We start from the raw sequence: 21,214 nt of genomic DNA, 5'->3' as shown, positions 1-21,214 counted from the left end.
TTAACTCCTCAATTCACCGTCAGCCTGTTTTACTTGGCTGGCATCAAAAAACTGAATAGGAACATCCTGATCACGTCTTTGTGATTCGGACGGTTTGTTTTGGTCAGTTGGGCAGCCACCATTAACGGCATCGCCGCCAAAGGTTACAGCTTCTTCTTCCCATACTTTATCCATGGCTTTTTTGGTATCGTCACGTTTTTCATTTTTTACCTGCAACGCAATATCATGCATGTCGATATCAGCACCACTGATATGCAACAAACTGGTAAATAACGCGGCGTAGTTGCTTTCTCGTTTTTGTAAACGCACAGCTAACAATGCCAAGATAGGAGCGACGTCTTGCAGCCAACCTTTGGCATTCTCTGCCCCTTGGGTTGAGGCAAATTCAACAAAAAGTGGAATGTAGTCGGGTAATTCATGCACTCCTATATCTAAACCAGCGGCACGGTATTGTTTGAGCAAATCGACCATTGCTTGACCACGATCCCGTGATTCACCATGAATGTGTTCATATAACAACAATGACAACATACGCCCACGCTCAAACAGTCCATCGTACTCAGACTGCCAGTCGAGTAAGTCACCACTAAAGCGTTTGTCGACAAACGCCAATAGGCCGTTTCTTTGTTCATCGTCCAAAAACTCGTCGTGCTCAATAAATTCAGCAATGCCTTGGTGATGAGCAAATAATTGTTCTGTCGGATAATCAATTAATCGCGACAATAAACTTAATATTTTAATCTGTTTCATGATTAGTCTTGCACCTCTACTGGGATCACTTGACGTACCACTTGGCTCTTATTACCAAATAAGTCCGCTGAACTATCGCCTCCGCTGCAACCGTTACCAAAGGTAAAGCCACAACCAGATTTCATGTCGTAGGCATCTTCTGCATAGGCCTTGTGACTAGTTGGGATCACAAAGCGATCTTCGTAGTTAGCCAGCGCCATATAGCGATACATTTCTTCTACTTGAGCGACGGTCAGTCCTACTTCCTGCAATGCTGCCAAGTCTTCTTCGCCTTCCACTTGTTGTGCCCGTTTAAATATACGCATGGCCATCAAACGTTCTAAGGCATGAATAACAGGCTTTTCATCACCTGCGGTGAGTAGATTAGCCAAATATTTAACTGGGATACGTAAAGTTTCTAAGTCGGGGAATACGCCTTTTGTTTTGCCATCTTTGGTAGCCACTTCTTTCATTGGCACGTTGCCGGCCTTAACAGCACTTTGGATTGGGCTCAAGGGTGGTACATACCAAACCATAGGCAAGGTGCGATATTCAGGGTGTAAGGGTAAAGCTACTTTCCAATCCATGACCATTTTATACACGGGTGAGGCTTGAGCTGAGTCTAACCAGGCTTGAGGGATACCTTCTTTACGTGCCGCTTCTTGTACTGCTGGGTCGAAGGGGTCGAGGAAAATATCGCATTGGGCTTGATATAAATCTTTGTCATTAGGTACCGATGCCGCTTCTTGAATTCGGTCAGCGTCGTATAACATCACACCTAAATAACGGATGCGGCCCACACAGGTTTCTGAACATACAGTAGGTTGTCCAGCTTCGATGCGTGGATAACAGAAAATACATTTTTCTGATTTACCGGTTTTCCAGTTGTAGTAGATCTTTTTATATGGGCAGCCACTGACACACATGCGCCAGCCACGACATTTGTCTTGATCAATCAATACAATACCGTCTTCTTCACGTTTATAAATTGCACCACTTGGGCATGAAGCAACACACGTTGGATTGATACAATGTTCACATAAACGCGGTAAATACATCATGAAGGTGTTTTCAAACTCACCGTACATATCAGCTTGTATTTGCTCGAAGTTGCTGTCTTTACGACGTTTGGAGAACTCAGTGCCGAGGATCTCTTCCCAGTTTGGTCCCCATTCGATTTTTTCCATACGTTTACCCGTGATCAGAGATCTAGGGCGCGCTACTGGCTGATGTTTACTCTCACCAGCGGTGTGTAAATGTTGGTAATCAAAATCAAATGGTTCGTAATAATCATCGATTTCAGGTAAGTCTGGATTGGCGAATATGTTCGCCAAAATTCTGAATTTACCGCCTTGTTTGGGGGTAAGTTTACCGCTGTCTGAACGATTCCAGCCGCCATTCCATTTCTTTTGGTTTTCCCATTCTTTGGGATAACCAATGCCGGGTTTAGTTTCAACGTTGTTAAACCAAGCGTATTCCACACCTTCACGAGAGGTCCAGACGTTTTTACAGGTCACTGAACAAGTATGGCAACCAATGCATTTGTCCAAATTCAGCACCATGCCGATTTGCGCTCTTACTTTCATGGCTATTTCTCCGCCTTATTCTGTAAAGGTTCACTCAGTTGTTGATCACTCAGTTCAGGATCACTTAGATTGGTATCAGTAGCGTCGTCGTCTAACCAATCAATCTTAGCCATCTTACGTACAATCACGAATTCATCGCGGTTACAGCCCACAGTACCGTAATAGTTAAAGCCGTAAGATTGCTGGGCATAACCGCCAATCATGTGAGTGGGCTTCATGACGCAGCGAGTCACTGAGTTATGGATCCCACCTCGGGTTTTGGTCATTTCTGTACCTGGCACATTCACAATACGTTCCTGTGCGTGATACATCATGCTCATGCCTTCTGGTACACGTTGTGAAACCACGGCTCTAGCAGCAATCGCACCATTCACGTTAAACACTTCAATCCAATCGTTATCTACAATTCCTGCACGTTCAGCGTCCACTTCTGACATCCACACTATTGGCCCACCTCTAGATAGGGTCAGCATCAATAAGTTGTCTGAATAGGTACTGTGAATTCCCCACTTTTGGTGTGGAGTAAGGAAGTTCAGTGCTATTTCTGTATTACCATTAGGCTGACTGTTCATGATCGGCTTAACGGTTTTTAAATTAATCGGTGGCTTGTATAAACACATGCTTTCACCAAAGTCGCGCATCCATTCGTGATCTTGATAAAACTGCTGACGACCAGTTACCGTGCGCCATGGAATATACTCATGTACGTTGGTATAACCTGCGTTATAGGACACATGTTCATCTTCAAGGCCAGACCAAGTCGGTGAGCTGATGATTTTTCTAGGTTGAGCTTGCACATCACGAAAACGAATTTTTTCGTCTTGTTTTGGTAAGGCCAAATGGGTGTGATCCCGTCCAGTCAATTCACCTAGGGCTTTCCAGGCTTTTACTGCTACTTGACCATTGGTTTCAGGAGCCAAAGATAAAATCATCTCCGCAGCATCAATCGCTGATTCAATTTTAGGGCGACCTTTGTGAATACCTTCTTCAAGGTGTGTATGGTTTAGTTCACCTAAAAACTTCACTTCATCGTCGGTATTCCAGCTGATGCCTTTACCGCCGTTACCGAGTTTTTCTAGTAAAGGACCAATAGAGTTAAAACGTTTGTAGGTATTAGGGTAGTCCCGTTCAACCACTACTAAGTTAGGTGCCGTTTTTCCTGGTATTAATTCACATTCACCTTTCCACCAGGCTTTCACACCAAAGGGTTGAGCAATTTCGGCCGGTGTATCGTGTAAAATAGGTACAGTGACCAAATCTTTTTCCACACCTAAATGACCCACACAGATTTCGGAGAATTTTTCGGCGACACCTTTAAATATCTGCCAATCAGAGCGTGATTCCCAAACAGGATCAACGGCTGCACTAAGTGGGTGAATAAAAGGATGCATATCCGAAGTATTCAAATCATCTTTTTCGTACCAGGTAGCGGTCGGTAAAACGATGTCTGAGTACAAACAGGTGGTAGACATCCTGAAATCTAGAGTGACTAATAAGTCGACTTTACCTTCTGCGGCTTCGTCTACCCATTTTACATCTTCAGGTTTTTTACCACCTTCTTCACCTAAATCTTTACCTAGCAGTCCATGTTTGGTGCCGAGTAAATGGCGCAACATGTATTCGTGACCTTTACCTGATGAACCTAAAAGGTTTGAACGCCAAATAAACATATTACGAGGGAAGTTCTTTGGATTTTCAGGCTCCATACAGGCAAAGTCTAATTCGCCAGATTTAAGTTGTTGAACCGTATAGTCAGCTGGCGTCATATCTGCCGCAGCTGCGTCTTTACATAATTGTAAAGGGTTCATATTTAACTGCGGTGCAGAGGGCAACCAACCCATACGTTCGGCGCGGGTATTAAAATCAATAATTGAACCAGACCACTTTTCTTTGTTGGCAATAGGGGAAACAATTTCGGTCATTTCCAGTTTTTCGTAACGCCACTGACTAGAGTGATTGTAGAAAAATGAAGTACCGTTCATGTGCCGAGGTGGACGTTGCCAATCTGTGCCAAAGGCTAAAGGCTGCCATCCGGTTTGTGGACGTAGTTTTTCTTGACCAACGTAATGCGCCCAACCGCCACCACTTTGACCAATACAGCCACACATCATCAACATGTTGATAAGGCCACGATAGTTCATGTCCATGTGATACCAGTGGTTCATACCGGCACCCACTATGATCATCGAACGACCTTTGGTTTTGTTAGCGTTGTCGGCAAATTCGCGGGCTATATTGATCACATCAGCACGTGGTACACCGGTAATTTGTTCCTGCCAAGCTGGCGTGTAAGGAATGTCATCATCGTAAGACGTGGCAACATTTGGATCGTCATATCCGTTGTCTACACCGTAATTGGCAAGGGTTAAATCAAATACTGTGGCGACATAGACTTGTGTACCATCGGCTAAGGTAATCAGTTTAGCCGGCACTTTACGCTCAATTAAATCATCGTGTTCGGTGTGTTGAAAGTAACCAAACTCATGCTCAGCGCCACCGAAGTAGGGGAAGCCAACTTTGACTATTTCATCATGCTTATCTTTTAGACTTAAGCGTAGAGATAAGTCGTCGCCACTTTTTCCATCCGTTTGGGTAATGTTCCATTTCCCTTTTTGTCCCCAGCGATAACCTACTGAGCCTGTTGGCGAGACTAATTCACCGTCGGGCTCATTCACAGAGATGGTTTTCCATTCTGGATTGTTGTCTTGACCTAAGCCATTATCTAAGTCAGAGGCTCGTAAGAAACGACCTTGTTGCAAGCTGCCGTTTTCTGCTTTTTCAAGCATCACCAATACAGGAAAATCGGTATAACGCCGCACGTAATCGGTGAAGTATTCTGAAGGTTTATCGACGTGAAATTCTTTAAGAATGACATGTCCAAAGGCCATGGCTAAAGCAGCATCGGTACCTTGCTTAGGTGCTAACCATTGGTCTGTCAGTTTCGCCACTTCTGAATAATCTGGCGTGATGCCAATTACTTTAGTGCCTTTGTAACGTACTTCAGTTAAGAAGTGAGCGTCAGGCGTGCGGGTTTGCGGTACGTTAGAACCCCAGCAAATAATGTAATTAGAGTTATACCAATCGGCAGACTCAGGTACATCGGTTTGTTCGCCCCAGACTTGTGGAGAGGCCGGTGGTAAGTCGCAGTACCAATCGTAGAAACTTAAGCAGTTGCCACCAATGAGCGATAAGTACCTTGCACCTGCAGCGTAAGACACCATAGACATAGCTGGAATTGGCGAAAAGCCCGTGATACGGTCAGGACCGTATTCTTTAGCCGTATACACATTCGCAGCGGCAATGATTTCATTAGCTTCGTTCCAGTCGGCTCGAATAAAACCACCTAGTCCACGCTGTTGTTTGTACTCTTTAGCTTTGACTGGATCTTCGACTATTGATGCCCATGCATCAACTGGGTCTTTATGTTGTAATTTTGCCGCGCGCCATAATCTGACTAAACGTTTGCGGATTTTTGGGTATTTCAAGCGGTTAGCGCTGTATATGTACCAAGAGTAACTTGCGCCACGAGGACAACCACGTGGTTCGTGGTTCGGTAGATCAGGGCGGGTCCTAGGGTAATCTGTTTGTTGCGTTTCCCAAGTAACTAAACCGTCTTTAACGTATATTTTCCAGCTGCATGAGCCAGTACAATTTACACCGTGAGTGGATCGTACGATTTTGTCATGTTGCCAGCGTCGGCGATAACCATCTTCCCAATCTCTGTTTTCCTCGGTAGTCACACCGTGACCATCAGAAAATGACTGCTCGTTGCGTTTGAAAAATTGCAATCTGTCTAAAAAGTGACTCACGCCAGACTCCTTTGTTAATGTGAATGCAGCAAACAAAATGGCTGCAAATTCAAGCTCTGAATAGATTAAAGGTGATTAGAGTTGGCTTCACAAGAGGGCAGATTTTCAGGGATTACAGGGTATTACCACCTAAGTGGTATACAGTGAATTAGGCCTTTTACTGAGTTCTAAAGGCGTCTAGACTAGTTGCCAATATAAAAGTGTATAGAATTGACTGGCTAGTGTTCTTTGTAGGTATCACCAGTGAGTTAGTGTTTAAGCAGCGAGTTAGTATTAATGACTAAAAATTTCTTCCATTCCACCGTATTTAAAATTGTGGCATTAATGTTTTCAGTTAGCTTTTTGGCGATCGTCAGTATGTTTAGCTCGGTTTTTATTAGTGATGGTGCGCAAAGCGATGCGTTGGCGGTAAATGTAGCCGGTTCGTTACGTATGCAGAGTTACCGTTTAGCCAGTAAGGCACAAGCACTGGATAAATCAGCCCAGGAGTTGGATGAGTTTTATCAACTAATAGATGATTTCGACCATGACCTGACCACGGGAGTATTAGTCAACCAACAAGCATTGAGTGATACAGGTGAACTGGCTAAACAACAGACCTTGGTTAATAATCATTGGTTATCTTCAGTCAAACCTATGTTAATTGCGGTTTATACCGAATCATCGCCTGATACAAGACAATTAAATCAGACCATCCAAACATTTGTTGATGAGATTAATCTGTTGGTTGAACGTTATCAAAACCATGCAGAATCGAATATCGCTACTATTCGTTTGATACAGAGTCTAGCGTTATTTTGTACGTTAATTTTGATCGCTTTGGCTATGATCATAGTTAATCGACATATTGAGCAACCGCTATCAAAACTCACCCAAGTCGCCAGACAAATTGGTCGAGGTGATTTTACAGTTCGCGCGGATGATTCAGGTAAAGACGAATTATCGGTGTTGGCCCACACCTTTAATACTATGAGTGATTCTATTTACCGGTCTAAATCACAATTAGAAGATCAGGTGAAACGCAAAACCTTAAAACTGTCTCGTTCAAATGAATCATTAGATTTGTTGTTTAAAGTATCCCGTAAGCTTAATGAAATCGATCCAACCTCAGTCGACTTTAAACCCATTCTGACTAAGTTAGCCAAGGTCACTGGGATCAAAGATATAGACCTGTGCATTATGACCGCACAGGGCAGTGGCCCTTATGAACATCTAATGACTGCGAATAAAGATTTGCCTGACAAATGTGTGAAACATCAGTGCGGCGACTGCACAGATCATAATGATCTCTTTCCCGCTAGCACTGCGCAAATGCGCTATCAATTGACCTTAGGTGGTGAAAACTATGGTGTATTAGTGGTTCAACCAGAAGATAATATGCTGCTAGATGATTGGCAGCACCAACTGTTCGAGTCTCTAGCAGAACAAGTAGCTAACGGGTTGAGGATGAAGCATCAAAACGAACAAAATCGACGTATGGCATTGATGAATGAACGTACTATTATTGCAAGGGAGTTACATGATTCATTGGCGCAAGCCCTGTCATATTTAAAAATTCAAGTGACTCGTTTGCAACGGTTACATAAAAAGGAAAACGTACAGGAACAAATTGAAGAAGTGGTGGATGAACTAAAAACCGGATTAGGTGCTGCTTACAGTGAATTACGAGAATTATTAACCACCTTCAGACTTAAATTAGATGGCCAAGGTATTAAAGCTGCCCTTGAACAAACGATCTCTCAATTAAAAACACGCTCCGATGATTTTGTGTTTGAGTTGGGTTACGCAGTAGAAAATATTCCATTCTCTCCTCAAGAGGAAATTCATCTGTTACAAATAGCTAGAGAGGCCATTCAGAACGCGTTCTATCATTCTAAAGGGGATAAAATTTCCATCTCATTACATAGTACGGCTCAATCAGAGGTCATATTAACAATTGCAGATAATGGTGTAGGCATACCTGAAGATCCCAACAAACTGAATCATTATGGTTTGGCCATCATGCAAGAGCGCAGTCGTAACTTAAAGGGTGAATTGTCGGTTAAACGTAACAGTGATTCTGGCACAACAGTGGCATTTTGTTTTATCCCAGAATATGCAATTCAAATGGCATTGAAAACCTAAGTTGCTTAGACATTTTGTCTCTTTTAGAAAAATAAAAAAGGTGCGTTAATACGCACCTTTTTTTTACCTTTCTATTTGCAAGTTCTTACAACCTTTTTAATTAAGGATTGTAAAACTCTCCATCTTTACGCAAATAGAACCAATAGTTAATTAACATACATACCCCGTAGAAAACAGCAAAACCAATTAATGCTACTTCAGGTGTGGTGGCTTTAATTTGTTCACCTAATACCTTAGGAATATAAAACGCCCCATAGGCGGCTACAGCAGACGTCCATCCTAAAACTGGACCGGCTTGTTCTTTTGGAAACACCATGGCAATTGTTCTAAATGTCGAACCGTTGCCTATGCCAGTAGCTGCGAATAATAATAAGAACAATACAAAAAATTGAATGAAAAATTGCTCTGGTGTCGCTGACTGATAGGCGGCCTTCATGTAATACGCAACACCTAAGGCACTACCAATCATTACCACTGAACAAATCTGAGTGACTAATGCACCGCCAAATTTATCTGATATCCAGCCACCTACTGGACGTATAAGTGCGCCTATAAAGGGGCCCATCCAAGCATACATGAGGGCACTAGGACCGTTTTGATTGATAGTATTGTGGGTCATAACACCATCAACCATTATATGGCTGTATCCGAATATGACTTTAATTGACAATGGGAATGAGGCGGCAAACCCAATAAATGAACCAAAGGTCATAGTGTAGATGACACTCATCGCCCAAGTGTGTTTGTTATTAAAAATTTGATACTGACGGGTTAAACTTTGACCTATAGTACCAGGTAGCATTTTTAGAATGACCACTGTGGCTGCCACTACTAAAACCAAGATCAATTCTTTTGGCACGCCAAAACCAGAACCATTGGCTGATTCTGGTAACATTAGCCATAAGCCAAATGCAGCCACTGTTAAGCCGATAGCTAACATCACAGTAATCAAGGCAAAAGAGGTTAAAGGGTTGCCAATATTCGGTGATACATCTTCTGTACGAATATTATTCATGCCGAACCATGTTAATAAAAACAATGGAACCAATAGCAACATCCAAACAAAACCAGCATTGGAAATATAACTTTCAGTGCCTGCTGGGATTTTACCAATCAGTGTGCCGGATGCATTAACCAGTATCATTGGGTCGCCACTAAGCGCTCCAAATGCTGCGAATGTCATGAATAGAGGCACCACTATTTGCATGGTGGTAACACCAAAGTTACCTAAACCCGCATTCAAACCTAAAGCCAGTCCTTGTTGATTTTTCGGAAAGAAAAAACTGATATTTGACATGGAAGATGCAAAATTACCGCCACCAAAACCAGATAATAAGGCTAATAATTGAAATTGCCAAAGTGGAGTGTCTGGGTTTTGTAATGCAAAACCAGCGCCTACTGCTGGGAGCATTAATAAGGCCGTGGTGAAAAATATGGTATTTCGACCACCACATAAACGTATGAAGAAACTACTGGGTATCCTCAACGTTGCACCTGTTAGGCCAGAAATCGCCATTAAGGTAAATAATTCGGTTTTTTCAAAGGTAAATCCAAGATTCAGCATTTGTACCGTGATCACGCCCCAGTACAACCAAACCGCAAAACCTGCTAATAAACTAGGGATCGAAATCCATAGATTACGATTTGCTATCCTTTTACCTTCTTTATCCCAGAAATCCTTGTCTTCCGGGTCCCATTTTTGCAGATCAGACATAATATTTTCTCCATTAAAGAACGACTTTACTGAAACTGACTATGGTTGTTTAGCAAAGCCCAAACAATCTGCATCAATGGGTATTTTTTTGGTTTTTTAGTGTAATAGAATGCGAACTTTGGTCAACCCTAAGGGATATTGGGGGTAGGATTATGTGTTTGATAACGCGTGAATTAAAGGCTTTGCTCGTTTTCAATTAACTACCTACTAAGTGGTAATTGGCTTACCCCAAGTAAGTTAATTTTCTGCCCAATGTTGCTGTATAGTTCACCTAAAGAAAACGCCCACAGAGAGTTAATCTATGTTTCAGGACAGCCCAGCTACAATTATGATGGTTGATGATCATCCTTTATTACGAAAGGGCCTAAATCAGTTAATTGAGTTTGAAGATGATCTTAAGGTGATTGGAGAAGCGAGTTCTGGTCAGGAGGCTATTGGGTTAGCCCTAGAGCTAGAGCCAGACCTAATTACTCTTGACCTAAACATGCAGGGTATGGATGGATTAGAAACCTTGAAACACATGCGTGATAAAGGTGTTGATTCACGAATTGTTATGCTGACAGTGTCTGACAATGATGAAGATGTAGTCGATGCTATTCGTTCCGGTGCCGACGGTTATTTATTAAAAGACATGGATCCTGAAGACATCATCGAAAAATTACGCGAAGCGGCACTGGGTAAAATGGTGATGAGCGCAAAATTAACAGAAGTACTCGCTACAGCATTACGTAAACCTGAAAGGGCAGGTAGCAGAGCGTTAGCCAGTCTAACGAGCCGTGAACTTGAAATACTGAAACTTATTGCTAAAGGTATGAGTAACAAATTGATTGCAAGAGAATTAGATATTTCTGACGGCACGGTTAAAGTGCATGTTAAACACTTTCTTAAGAAATTGAATTTGCGCTCACGCGTCGAAGCGGCGGTGTGGATGGTACATCATCAACACGGCTAGTCTTTGATTGTTAGCTATTTTATGAATTTAGCCTCAGTTAGGGGGAGAAAAATTCATCTTCTATTGACTATTTTGACCAACGGTCCAGGGCTTGTTCATCAGTCTCCTTAGCGTTAACCCATTTCATGCCACTTGGCGTGCCTTCTTGCTTCCAAAATGGAACGTCAGTTTTTAAAAAGTCCATGATAAATTCACAGGCTCTAAACGCATCTTCTCGGTGTTTCGAGGATATGCCTACAAACACAATTTGCTCTGAGGATTGGATTAATCCCACTCGATGAATGACTCTTATTTGGCCCAACTTCCAGCGTTTTCTGGCTTGTAAGCAGATGTTCATCAATGATTTTTCAGCCATGCCAGGGTAATGTTCTATGTGTATTGAGGATACGCTTGAGTCTTGATTGAAATCTCTTACTAAGCCAATGAAAGTGACAATGGCACCATCGCTATCGGCATTAGCTCGTAGACTGTTGTATTCTGCACCTTGGTCAAAGTCTTGCTCTTGAATACTGATCATCTCTAACCCCCGGTTACAGGCGGAAAAAACGCAAGTTCATCACCGTCATTCACTATGGCGTCTTCCCCGGTCAAGGTTTGATTTACTGCGCACAGCACGTCTCGCTCAGATAAAAATTGCCATTTTTCACCACGGCTAACCAATTGCTGTTTGATATCAGCTACGGTTTTTTCGTTGTTTACTTCAAAGTTTAAACTGGCGGTATCTAAATGTTCGCGCAAACTAGCAAAGAAGCGTATTTGAATCATGTTATTGCCCTCGTCCAAGGCCCCGTTTTACCGCCTTGTTTGGTTAACACCCTTACCGTGTGGATAGTCATAGACGGGTCTAACGCCTTACACATATCAAACAGTGTCAAAGCAGCTATTGTCACACCAGTCAATGCTTCCATTTCAACTCCGGTATTACCCGTTAGTTTACACAGGCATAACACGCGTATTTGACTGTTTTCGTTATCAATTTCAAAATCAATATGTATTTTTGTGAGTAGCAGCGGATGACAAAGGGGGATTAAGTTTGCGCAGTTTTTAGCGCCTTGAATACCGGCTATTCTAGCCACACTAAATACATCACCTTTGATGACTTGATTGTTTTGAACTTGCTGCAATGAATCAGCAGATAACGATAGGTAACCTTCAGCCGTGGCCTGGCGGACAGTTTGCTGTTTTTCGGTCACGTCAACCATATGCGCTTTGCCGTGTTGATCAACATGACTTAACTGAAGATTTGGTGTTGAGAGGGTCATGCTTGGCGACTCTCGCACGGTGCGGCAGATTTGTTTAAATGTGGAATAAAATTACACGGGCCTTGGGCTCCGTTTAACTGTGGCTGAATAATCTCAGTCCAGGCCGTCTTACAAGCGCCTGTTGAGCCTGGAACACAAAACATAACTGTACCATTAGCTAATCCTGCAATGGCTCGAGATTGAATGGTTGAGGTGCCAATTTGTTGAAAAGAAATATGTCTAAATAACTCACCAAATCCTTCTACTTCCCTGTCAAAAAGGGGTTTTATCGCCTCTGGTGTGGAATCTCTCTGCGTGAACCCTGTACCACCGGTGATAAGTACCGCCTGAATATTAGGATCTGCTATGTATGCTGATACTAATGCACGGATTAGGTAGACATCGTCAATCACAATATCTCGTTTGAGTACTTTATGGCCAGCCTCAGCAGCACTAACTGCAAGGTATTCCCCAGAGGTGTCAGTGTGTGTATTTCGAGTGTCAGAAACCGTAAGAACCGCTATTGATAAAGGCTCAAACTTTTTGTTTGAATGACTCATGACTGTCCTCGTTGAATATGGGTGAATCGATAGGTTGAAAATGTTGCATGGCAAACCGCCATTCATCAGGCGAGTTAGCATTGAATAAACTGGATTGACGTTTTGCTTTTATTTCAGTTAACGGGAAATGTGAACATAAACGGTTGACTGAAAAACAATTGGTAAAACGTAATGTGTAATCCAGTTTTAGCCTGAGCAGGGGAGAATTGTGTAAAAACAAGGGAAGGTTATGTTTGCCATATCGTACGTTGTTATCGCTTGAATTTCCTTGGTCTATTAAAGTTTGTATTGTCGAATAATTGAGTAACGGCAAATCCACTGGGATAATCAATAAATTATCGTTTGGAAAACGCATGGCCGCGCTATGAATGCCAGAAAGAGGGCCTTTGTGAGGGATTAAATCCGGAATGTACCCAGAAGAACTGTCGTTACGGCTGATCACCACTTGGCTGACTGAAGTCTGTTCGAGTAATTGTAAGGCTCGATCGATCATTGTTTGATTTTGGATTTTTAGTAGCGCTTTATCAACTCCCATTCTGGTGGATGCGCCACCTGCTAGAATTACCGCGATGGTGTTCATATTACCCCCCTAACATGGCTAGTTGTTTAGTTGCACCGGTATAACCTTGGCCTAAATAATGAGTGGCGTCTTTATCTTGTAAATGAGCCACTATGTATCGACAAACATTTTCTACATCGTCATTGGCTAATAGATGCCTTATATCTAAGCCTTGCTCAGCAAACAAACACAGATGTAACTTACCTTGGGAAGAGACCCTTAGCCTATTACATGACTTACAAAAATCCTGACTGTAGGGCATGATTAAGCCAATATTACCTTGGTAATCTGGGTGACTAAATTCTTGAGCTGGACCGGCATCTTTTTCCCGAACAATTCGCTGCCAACCTTGCTGTAATAAGGAGTCTTTTAACATGCTGCCTGGCACGTGGTTGTCGGCAAAAAAAGCACCGTTATCACCGGTTTGCATTAATTCAATGAAACGCCATGTTACGGCATGATGTTTTAAGTAATCAAAAAAGGTTTCGAGTTGTTGGTAGTTAAATTGTTTAAGCAAAACAGTGTTCAATTTGACATTTTTCAAACCAGCAGCAATTGCTTTGTCTACACCGGCTAGAATATCGGTCAGCTTTTGATTGCCAGTGATAGCCTGAAACATCCTAGGATCAAGACTGTCAGCACTGACATTTATCGCATCTAGGCCCGCTTCTTGGTATTTTTGTATGTCGCGATTGAGTAAAAAACCGTTGGTGGTCATAGCCACCTTTTCAATTCCTTGGGTTTGTTTACACAACTTAATAATATCAACTAGATCTTTTCTCAACGCTGGTTCGCCACCAGTGATGCGAATTTTAGTAGTGCCCAATTTAGCAAACGCTTTAACAAGTGTGCCTATTTCCGTAATTGACAACCCACCTTTGGGGGTATCGCAATCATTACCATTTGGCAGGCAATAATTGCAGCGGAAATTACACATTTCAGTAATTGAGAGGCGTAGATAGTTAAACCGTCTTCCAAAAGTATCTTGTAATTGCACTCACACACCTTTCAGTTTTGTGTCAATAAACTCTGCTCGAGCTTGTTGACTGTTGTCGGTTAACTTGGCGTAGCGGACTCTCAAACTTTGTATGGGTTGTAGCTTACTGGTTTAGCAATATCAAAGGTTGGGAGGTTATTTGCTGATTAGATTGAAGTGTGAACCACAAAATGCTTTTTTGTTATTACGCTGAAGGAATACCCCTTAATAGGTAGGACCCCTTCAACTGTTGTAAATAGAAGTGACAAGCCACACACAAATACTTGTGACCTGTTTTAAACAAAACGACTTGCTTAGCTAAAACTTAATCGTGGCCATGGCCCATAGTTTACTGGTGTCTACTGAATAGTCATCAGCACTATAGTTGGCATATTTAATCAATAATCCAACTTTTTCAGCTAGGGGATACTTACCGACTAAGTTAATTTCATTACCATAATCAATAGAACCTACATCTGAGGTGAGTTGGTGAAAAACAGCTGTCAGACCAAGTTTACCTACTTTGCCTGAAGCTTTGATATAGAGGTCATTGATACCTTGCGCCGGGGTGCCTAAAAACTTATCAGTGAACCCTTGGAATTTGTGCAAAGTGGCGAGGGGAGTAGTGAACCCTTTACCCTTGTCGCTACCTAATGATTCGTAGCCAACGCCTAGATTAACCGCTGCGACTTTTGTGCCTAATTCAAGGGTGATGTAGTCTGCTGAAAAGTCTATGGGATTATCACCCGTTTCTGATTGTGTAGCATAAGAAGCATGGATCTTAATAGCTGACACATTGCCATCATAGCTCATACCAATCGTTCTGGTTGCGATTGCATTAGCGCTATCAAAGTCTAATTCATAAACAAAACCCGACACCTTATGTTGTTTATCAATGGCGTAATTAACATTCAATAGATGTAAGTTACCGGCTAAATCAGAGTTAACGCTATTCGGTCCAAAAATACGGTTTACATTGTATACATAGCTATAGTCTGCCTTTAGCCCGTTTTGATTGTCATATTGCAATCGATAACCGTCATAGGTCTGTTCATTTTGACGCCATGCCACGCCACCAACAAAACGTTGGTTATTGTGATTGATCCGTTGTCGGCCTGCTGAGATTGTCATATTTCCTGCTTTGTAACCAATATAAGCTTGATTTAAATCAGTATCGGTTGGGTCGGCGACTACTGGGTACTGGCTATTACCGTTAACAGTACTGTTGTAGTTTTCATTACCAATAGCAGTCACATTATCTACTTCTATAACGGTATAAAAACCATTCAAATTGCCGCTTTCATAACGTAAACGGGTAAGCAGTGTTGACGCATTGGCAGTTTTGTCCACATTGTCTTGGTCTACTCGCTCAAAACGATAACGCATGGATAGATTGGTTTTACCTTCTGATACGGCTTGTTGAAAGTCTTTGAAGCCTTCAGCTTGAACAACCGGGCATACAAACAACCCAATTGTGGTTGCTGTAGTGAGTGCAGCGGTAATTGCCTGTGCGATTGATGTTTTCATAGTCTATTTTCTCCATTAATTAACTATGTGTATTTTAAGCTTTTTGTTTGTAAAAACACTTATAAAACAACGGCATACCTACATTTAGATGGGGTTGGATTAAAGGCGTAAGATCGACTACCTCTTATGAGGCATAAGAAGCAGTACTTTTGGGGGAGAATACAATACATCACTATAGAAATAGGTTAGCCAGGGCGACCATCTATTCTTGGTGCGCTTAGGATAGGCAGATACAACGCCACAAAAGAACCAAAGGTGATACACCAAAGTACAGCGGATACTAGCCAAAATTGCAGGCTATATTGTGGCCAAAGGGCAACCAATAAGCTTCTGGTTAATGCACTTAAAATGATCGCCATAAAAGCCAATTGCATTATGTGACCTACTTTAAGTTTACGCCCGGTATGCCCTAAAGACACGCGCGCGGTCATAGCGCTTATCATGCCACCTATCAAACCCACCGTTAAGCTGTGTAGGGCGGTACTTAAACTGATGCTACCAAAAATGAAATGTATGCCCATTAGCAGTAAACCAATAGGGGCAAATATCATGGCGAAATGTAGTGACCAGACTAACGGTACTTTGAGGGTGACCCAAGGTCGCCACCTTAATTGTCGAATAAGATTTAGTAAGGCACTGCTAAAACACAATATTGCAAGTAACCATTGGTTGTGAGTCAAACCGCTAATGATTAACCCAAACAGTATCACTATAGAAAGTAGCGCGAGTATTTCCAACCATTTAAGCGGTGACACTTTAGCTGTGCTAGTGCCGTTGGCGGTAAACATCGGAATGACACGGCCACCGAGAAAGGCTACCAAAAATGTTACCAATAGCACCATGCCATGAAAACCTTGTGTGGCCAATGAAGCAGAGAAATCAAATTGTGGTAGATAGGTTAAAACATTGGCTGTGGTCATCAACAATAAAACAGGAACAAACACTAAGTTACGATACTGCCTGATTTTGATCAAAGGTACCGCTAACAAAAGCGCTGTTAGTGGTAAAAACGCTAAATCAGCAGTCATTGTGAAGAGCAGGTTGATGTCAGGGTTAAACGCCAACAGTGTTCTGGGCAATAGCCATATCAAGCTCAGAAATAGTAATTTATTGCCTTTAATGCTGGGTATATTGGTCCAAGTCTGAACAGCGGTTAATAAAAAACTCGCTATTATGGCAGGCACAAAACCAAACAACATTTCGTGGCTATGCCACCAAAATACACCATTTACCGGAGAGAATGACAGCTGCCCTGATAATGTTAATAGCCAAATTAACATGGCTAAAAATGCAAATAGACTGCCGAATAAAAACAGTGGTCGAAAACCTAATCGCAATATAGGTGTTAATGTCAGTTCTTCTTTTAGATCAGTGATATTAAGCATCAGTATTTCTAGTCCATATCTAAAAAGTTATATTCTTGGGCTTTTGAAATACGTTGTTGGTAACGTTCCCGTTTTATGGCTAAGTGCATGAGTAACATACATGTTGCGAGTACACCATATAGCAGCATAAAACATGCACTGTAGACGCCAATTGTATCTACAACGAAACCAAAGAGTACTGGAAGCGTGCAACCTCCTAACGCCCCTAACATAGCAACCATCCCGCCGACGCTACCCATTTGTTCTGGGTAATAATCATTAATCAGTTTATATACACTGGCTCGACCAAAACCTTGGGCTAAACCTATAACCAGTAATAAAAAAGTAAAAATCCAAACGTTTAATTCAATTGATAGTTCGACGTCTTTTTCAACCCCATGGATAGTCATGGTAGTGGGGGGATAACTGAGAAAAAACAAACACACTAGACATATCCAAAATACATTCCAATTGACTTGCCTTGCGCCAAATCTATCTGCTAGCCAACCTCCTGCTGCTCTTGCCATACTTGAGCTGATTACAAATAACAAGGTTAATGCCATCGCTTGATTAAAGGGTAATTTGTAGGCATTCACATAGTATTGAGGTAACCACAAAATTAAGGCTAGAAAGCTGCCAAAAACAAAATAATAATACAATCCGAATCGCCATACTTTTGCTTGGCCTAGTGGCTTAATATAAAAAGCCAAATCTTTTTGCTGTTTGTTAGTGATAAACCTAGGAGTATTCGGTGCAATCAACCAAAACGCCAAACAACTAACTAATACCATAACACTGTACGCTGGGCCTATGTACTGCCAGCCCCATACATCTTGAATATAAGGAATTAAGATAAAACTTAGCGCCGCACCAGCGTTTCCTGCGCCAAATACACCCATCGCAGTGCCTTGTTCATTACTATCAAACCAATCGGTAAGATAACGAATACCAATCGTAAATGAGACACCAGATATACCTATTAGTGCACCTATGCATACATAACCAAGGTAGCTTTCAATTTTGGGTAATAAAAATAGCGGTAACACTATGAGCAGCATTTGTATGATCATCAGTGTTTTGCTTGAATAACGTTCGCACAATATACCCACAGGTAAGCGTAATAATGCGCCAGTTAAAATAGGGGCTGAGAGTAGTATGCCAATTTGAGTGCCAGATAAGTTAAGTTGTTGGGTTAACTCTATGCTCATCACAGAGTACAAAGTCCACACCGAAAAGTTCACAGCAAAGGTAATAGTGGCCATAATAAGTGCTCGGGTAGCACGCTGTTTTTTGGTTGCGGAGTTCACTCTGTATTAAACCTGCAAATTTTCAATATGAGTCACTATAATCCTTGATAAATAACATCGCTATATCTCCAACTAGTTGTAAATTTTTACAGATGTTAATTTAGCTACCTATTCGTAGGTATTAAGCCTATAAGCCACGCGGTATAGCGATTAAGCTAGTTGTACCACCTTAGCGTTAGTAAAGTTTTTCAGGGGCATTGTGTTTCAGTTTAGCCACTAATAAGCACCAAAAAAGCGTGCCATTATTGTTTTAGTTACCAACAATATTTGTGTGCCATGTGCACTTTAGGAGTAAACAATGTCTACTGAAAGCAGATTGAATCTGTTTAATTTTGCAGACCCTAAAATCAAAACGCTACATATTACTTGGTTTGCGTTTTTCTTAACCTTCGTTGTTTGGTTCAGCCACGCACCCTTGATGGTATTTATCAAAGAGGCTTTTGATTTAAGTACGGCGCAAGTCAAAGCATTACTCATTTTAAATGTTGCGCTAACTATACCCGCGCGGATAGTTATAGGCATTTTGGTGGATAAGTTTGGACCCCGGCATGTATACAGCGGTTTGCTAATTAGTTCGTCTTTTATCTGTTTTGGTTTTGCTATGGCTGATAGTTATGCGCAACTTGCTTTGTTTCGATTTTTATTAGGATTTGTCGGTGCTGGTTTTGTGATTGGCATTCGTATGGTTGGTGAATGGTTTCCAGCCAAACAAGTAGGGATCGCTGAAGGTATTTATGGCGGTTGGGGCAATTTTGGCTCTGCAGCTGGTGCCATGACTTTACCTAGTTTAGCGCTGATGTTTGGGGGCGATGACGGATGGCGTTATGCGTTGGCTCTGACAGGTGTATTAACTCTAGTGTATGGCGTATTTTATTATTTTCAGGCTCGAAATACTCCAAAAGGCTCAACCTATTTCAAACCTAAAAAATCAGGTGGCTTAGAAGTAACCAGTAAGAGAGATTTTTACTTTTATCTGGCGATTAATATCCCCATGTACTTAGCCTTAGCCGTATTAGCGTGGAAGTTATCACCAGCCGGAGTCAATTTGTTTGGTGAAAATGCAATGTACGGACTATGGATTAGTTTAGCTGTGTTGTTTGTGGTGCAGACTATCCAAATTTATAAAGTTAACAAAGAAAACTTGGCCCATGGTGTGCCACAACTTGAAAAGTATAAATTTAAGCAAGTGGCCATACTCAGTGTTGCCTACTTTGTTACTTTTGGCTCAGAACTCGCTGTGGTATCTATGTTACCGCTTTTTTTCTTGGACACTTTTGCCGGTTTAGACCCCGTTAAAGCGGGTTTGTTGGCGTCTGGTTTTGCATTTATGAACCTAGTCGCAAGGCCAACAGGCGGATGGTTTTCTGACAAATTTGGTCGCCGTAAAAGTTTAATGATTTTGATTGGTGGGTTATCTGTTGGATATTTTATCTTGGCTCAGATTGATGGAAGCTGGTGGATCCCCGTAGCTGTTGCTTCAACAATGATGTGTTCGTTTTTTGTGCAAGCCGGGGAGGGAGCGGTATTTGCGATTGTGCCCTTAGTAAAACGTCGTATGACCGGGCAAATTGCTGGCATGACAGGGGCATATGGCAATGTGGGCGCTGTGACCTATCTGACGGTGCTGTCTTTTGTTGATTACAGTACCTTTTTCTTAGTGATCAGTGGGTCAGCGATATTTATATTTTGTGCCTGCTGGTTTTTGGAAGAACCTAAAGGCCAAATTGCTGAAGTGGCCGCTGATGGCAGTGTGCACCTGATTGACGTAAGCTAAATAAATGAACCATTATGAATGCTCAGTTGCTCGTTTCAGTCTGAGCTTTTATTTCAGAGGTGTAGACGCATAGTTATGAGCGACCATCAGAAACAATCGACAAAATTAGACGTTGAGGTGGGCTGTGCATCTATTGCTGGGGTTAAACCCGTCAATGAAGATGCAGTGCAGGCGTATATTCCAATCACTGAACATGCCCTTATTAATAAAGGGGTAAGTGTTGTTATTGCAGATGGTGTTAGCAGTGCAGAGGCAGGGCGACAAGCGAGTCAATTCAGTGTTGCTACCTTTATTGAAGAGTATTTTCGTACACCAGATACTTGGTCAGTCAAACAATCAGGGCAAAAAACATTATCTGCAATAAATCTTAATCTATTTAAAAAGAGTCACGCCTTTGTGCAACAAGAAAAAGGTTTTCTGTGTACTTTTAGCGGAGTGGTCATTAAGTCTTGTACGGCTTACTTTTTCCATGCGGGTGATTCGCGTTTATATCGATTTAGAAAAGGCGAAATCAGCCAATTAACCCGTGATCACACAGTTAATATTGGCAAAGGTAAAAATATTTTGTCCCGTGCTGTAGGCATGGATAACGTATTACAAATTGATTATGGTAAGTCAGATTTAGCCAGCGGTGATTTGTTATTGTTAACCACCGATGGTGTGCATGATTTTTTAACCGATGAGCAATTGCAGCTGGCATTAAGTAGTGAAGCAACACCACAAGAAATATGTGATGGATTGATCCAACAAGCGCAAAATGCAAAAAGTGATGACAATATTAGTTGCGCTATTGCACATATAAAAACCTTACCTGAAGAAAGCCGTGACGACTTTAACTTTAAGTTAACTCGGTTACCTTTTCCTCCGGATCTTGAACCCGGCATGAAACTCGATGGTTATAGAATAGAAAAAGAGTTATTTGCCAGTAGCCGTAGTCACGTATATTTGGTGACGGATACACAACCCAATCAACAAATGGTGATGAAAACGAC

The 21,214-nt window shown here is 41.8% G+C and carries 17 protein-coding genes; 4 read left to right on the top strand and 13 right to left on the bottom strand.

What is annotated here, in order from left to right:
* The 3 genes from narJ to QZ488_RS13275 are packed head-to-tail and all read right to left on the bottom strand — an operon-like array spanning position 1 to position 6,124.
* Positions 1–750 (bottom strand): nitrate reductase molybdenum cofactor assembly chaperone, encoded by a 750-nt coding sequence (gene narJ / locus QZ488_RS13285; RefSeq protein ID WP_293749467.1) that lies wholly within the window; start codon positions 748–750, stop codon positions 1–3.
* Between the two features lie 2 nt (positions 751–752).
* Positions 753–2,315 carry a nitrate reductase subunit beta gene (gene narH / locus QZ488_RS13280; protein WP_293749464.1) on the bottom strand — a complete coding sequence of 521 codons (1,563 nt, stop codon included), beginning with the start codon at positions 2,313–2,315 and terminating at the stop codon, positions 753–755.
* Positions 2,316–2,317: 2 nt separating this feature from the next.
* On the bottom strand, positions 2,318–6,124 hold the full coding sequence (locus QZ488_RS13275) for a nitrate reductase subunit alpha (protein WP_293749462.1): 3,807 nt from the start codon (positions 6,122–6,124) through the stop codon (positions 2,318–2,320).
* Positions 6,125–6,400: 276 nt separating this feature from the next.
* On the opposite strand from QZ488_RS13275, the gene QZ488_RS13270 reads away from it, so the two are divergent.
* Positions 6,401–8,248 carry an ATP-binding protein gene (locus QZ488_RS13270; RefSeq protein WP_293749460.1) on the top strand — a complete coding sequence of 616 codons (1,848 nt, stop codon included), beginning with the start codon at positions 6,401–6,403 and terminating at the stop codon, positions 8,246–8,248.
* Positions 8,249–8,348: 100 nt separating this feature from the next.
* On the opposite strand, the gene QZ488_RS13265 is transcribed toward QZ488_RS13270, so the two are convergent.
* Entirely contained in the window at positions 8,349–9,962 is a 1,614-nt protein-coding gene (locus tag QZ488_RS13265; RefSeq protein ID WP_293749458.1) for an MFS transporter, read from the bottom strand.
* Between the two features lie 301 nt (positions 9,963–10,263).
* Here QZ488_RS13265 and narL point away from each other — a divergent pair, with 301 nt between their 5' ends.
* Positions 10,264–10,914 (top strand): two-component system response regulator NarL, encoded by a 651-nt coding sequence (gene narL / locus QZ488_RS13260; RefSeq protein ID WP_293749456.1) that lies wholly within the window; start codon positions 10,264–10,266, stop codon positions 10,912–10,914.
* Positions 10,915–10,981: 67 nt separating this feature from the next.
* Here narL and moaE read toward each other — a convergent pair whose 3' ends face one another.
* The 9 genes from moaE to QZ488_RS13215 form a co-directional block, all read right to left on the bottom strand.
* Positions 10,982–11,431 carry a molybdopterin synthase catalytic subunit MoaE gene (gene moaE / locus QZ488_RS13255; RefSeq protein ID WP_293749454.1) on the bottom strand — a complete coding sequence of 150 codons (450 nt, stop codon included), beginning with the start codon at positions 11,429–11,431 and terminating at the stop codon, positions 10,982–10,984.
* Between the two features lie 2 nt (positions 11,432–11,433).
* Positions 11,434–11,679 carry a molybdopterin converting factor subunit 1 gene (moaD, locus tag QZ488_RS13250; protein WP_293749452.1) on the bottom strand — a complete coding sequence of 82 codons (246 nt, stop codon included), beginning with the start codon at positions 11,677–11,679 and terminating at the stop codon, positions 11,434–11,436.
* Positions 11,676–12,176: a cyclic pyranopterin monophosphate synthase MoaC gene (gene moaC / locus QZ488_RS13245; RefSeq protein WP_293749450.1), complete on the bottom strand. Its 501-nt coding sequence runs from the start codon at positions 12,174–12,176 to the stop codon at positions 11,676–11,678. Before moaC ends, moaD begins: the two co-directional genes overlap by 4 nt.
* Positions 12,173–12,715: a molybdenum cofactor biosynthesis protein B gene (gene moaB, locus QZ488_RS13240; protein WP_293749448.1), complete on the bottom strand. Its 543-nt coding sequence runs from the start codon at positions 12,713–12,715 to the stop codon at positions 12,173–12,175. The genes moaC and moaB overlap by 4 nt, the downstream gene beginning before the upstream one ends.
* Positions 12,690–13,295, bottom strand: a complete 606-nt coding sequence (locus QZ488_RS13235; RefSeq protein ID WP_293749446.1) for a molybdenum cofactor guanylyltransferase — start codon at positions 13,293–13,295, stop codon at positions 12,690–12,692. The genes moaB and QZ488_RS13235 overlap by 26 nt, the downstream gene beginning before the upstream one ends.
* Before the next feature lies 1 nt (position 13,296).
* Complete coding sequence (gene moaA, locus QZ488_RS13230; RefSeq protein WP_293749444.1) at positions 13,297–14,271, bottom strand: GTP 3',8-cyclase MoaA; 975 nt, start codon at positions 14,269–14,271, stop codon at positions 13,297–13,299.
* A gap of 297 nt (positions 14,272–14,568) precedes the next feature.
* Positions 14,569–15,777, bottom strand: a complete 1,209-nt coding sequence (locus QZ488_RS13225) for an alginate export family protein (RefSeq protein ID WP_293749441.1) — start codon at positions 15,775–15,777, stop codon at positions 14,569–14,571.
* Positions 15,778–15,962: 185 nt separating this feature from the next.
* Positions 15,963–17,162, bottom strand: coding sequence for an NnrS family protein (locus QZ488_RS13220; RefSeq protein WP_293749439.1), 1,200 nt, complete (start codon positions 17,160–17,162; stop codon positions 15,963–15,965).
* Between the two features lie 8 nt (positions 17,163–17,170).
* A complete protein-coding gene (locus QZ488_RS13215; RefSeq protein WP_293749495.1) occupies positions 17,171–18,403 on the bottom strand; it encodes a nitrate/nitrite transporter in 1,233 nt (410 codons plus the stop codon).
* A 343-nt stretch (positions 18,404–18,746) separates the two neighbouring features.
* Here QZ488_RS13215 and QZ488_RS13210 point away from each other — a divergent pair, with 343 nt between their 5' ends.
* Together QZ488_RS13210 and QZ488_RS13205 are read left to right on the top strand one after the other, a co-directional pair.
* Positions 18,747–20,222 (top strand): NarK family nitrate/nitrite MFS transporter, encoded by a 1,476-nt coding sequence (locus QZ488_RS13210; RefSeq protein ID WP_293749436.1) that lies wholly within the window; start codon positions 18,747–18,749, stop codon positions 20,220–20,222.
* Between the two features lie 75 nt (positions 20,223–20,297).
* Positions 20,298–21,214 (top strand): protein phosphatase 2C domain-containing protein (locus QZ488_RS13205; RefSeq protein ID WP_293749434.1); only part of this gene is annotated, 917 nt, incomplete at its 3' end.

It is taken from the genome of uncultured Paraglaciecola sp. (assembly GCF_913020055.1).
Lineage (GTDB): Bacteria > Pseudomonadota > Gammaproteobacteria > Enterobacterales > Alteromonadaceae > Paraglaciecola.
This window is presented reverse-complemented; position numbering and strand designations above follow the sequence as displayed.

Coding starts and splice junctions, on each gene's coding strand:
- QZ488_RS13210 (WP_293749436.1), top strand. CDS start 18,747: ATGTCTACTGAAAGCAGATTGAATCTGTTTAATTTTGCAGACCCTAAA.
- narJ (WP_293749467.1), bottom strand. CDS start 750: ATGAAACAGATTAAAATATTAAGTTTATTGTCGCGATTAATTGATTAT.
- moaB (WP_293749448.1), bottom strand. CDS start 12,715: ATGAGTCATTCAAACAAAAAGTTTGAGCCTTTATCAATAGCGGTTCTT.
- QZ488_RS13220 (WP_293749439.1), bottom strand. CDS start 17,162: ATGCTTAATATCACTGATCTAAAAGAAGAACTGACATTAACACCTATA.
- QZ488_RS13215 (WP_293749495.1), bottom strand. CDS start 18,403: ATGGCCACTATTACCTTTGCTGTGAACTTTTCGGTGTGGACTTTGTAC.
- narH (WP_293749464.1), bottom strand. CDS start 2,315: ATGAAAGTAAGAGCGCAAATCGGCATGGTGCTGAATTTGGACAAATGC.
- moaE (WP_293749454.1), bottom strand. CDS start 11,431: ATGATCAGTATTCAAGAGCAAGACTTTGACCAAGGTGCAGAATACAAC.
- narL (WP_293749456.1), top strand. CDS start 10,264: ATGTTTCAGGACAGCCCAGCTACAATTATGATGGTTGATGATCATCCT.
- moaC (WP_293749450.1), bottom strand. CDS start 12,176: ATGACCCTCTCAACACCAAATCTTCAGTTAAGTCATGTTGATCAACAC.
- QZ488_RS13265 (WP_293749458.1), bottom strand. CDS start 9,962: ATGTCTGATCTGCAAAAATGGGACCCGGAAGACAAGGATTTCTGGGAT.
- QZ488_RS13225 (WP_293749441.1), bottom strand. CDS start 15,777: ATGAAAACATCAATCGCACAGGCAATTACCGCTGCACTCACTACAGCA.
- QZ488_RS13235 (WP_293749446.1), bottom strand. CDS start 13,295: ATGAACACCATCGCGGTAATTCTAGCAGGTGGCGCATCCACCAGAATG.
- QZ488_RS13270 (WP_293749460.1), top strand. CDS start 6,401: ATGACTAAAAATTTCTTCCATTCCACCGTATTTAAAATTGTGGCATTA.
- moaD (WP_293749452.1), bottom strand. CDS start 11,679: ATGATTCAAATACGCTTCTTTGCTAGTTTGCGCGAACATTTAGATACC.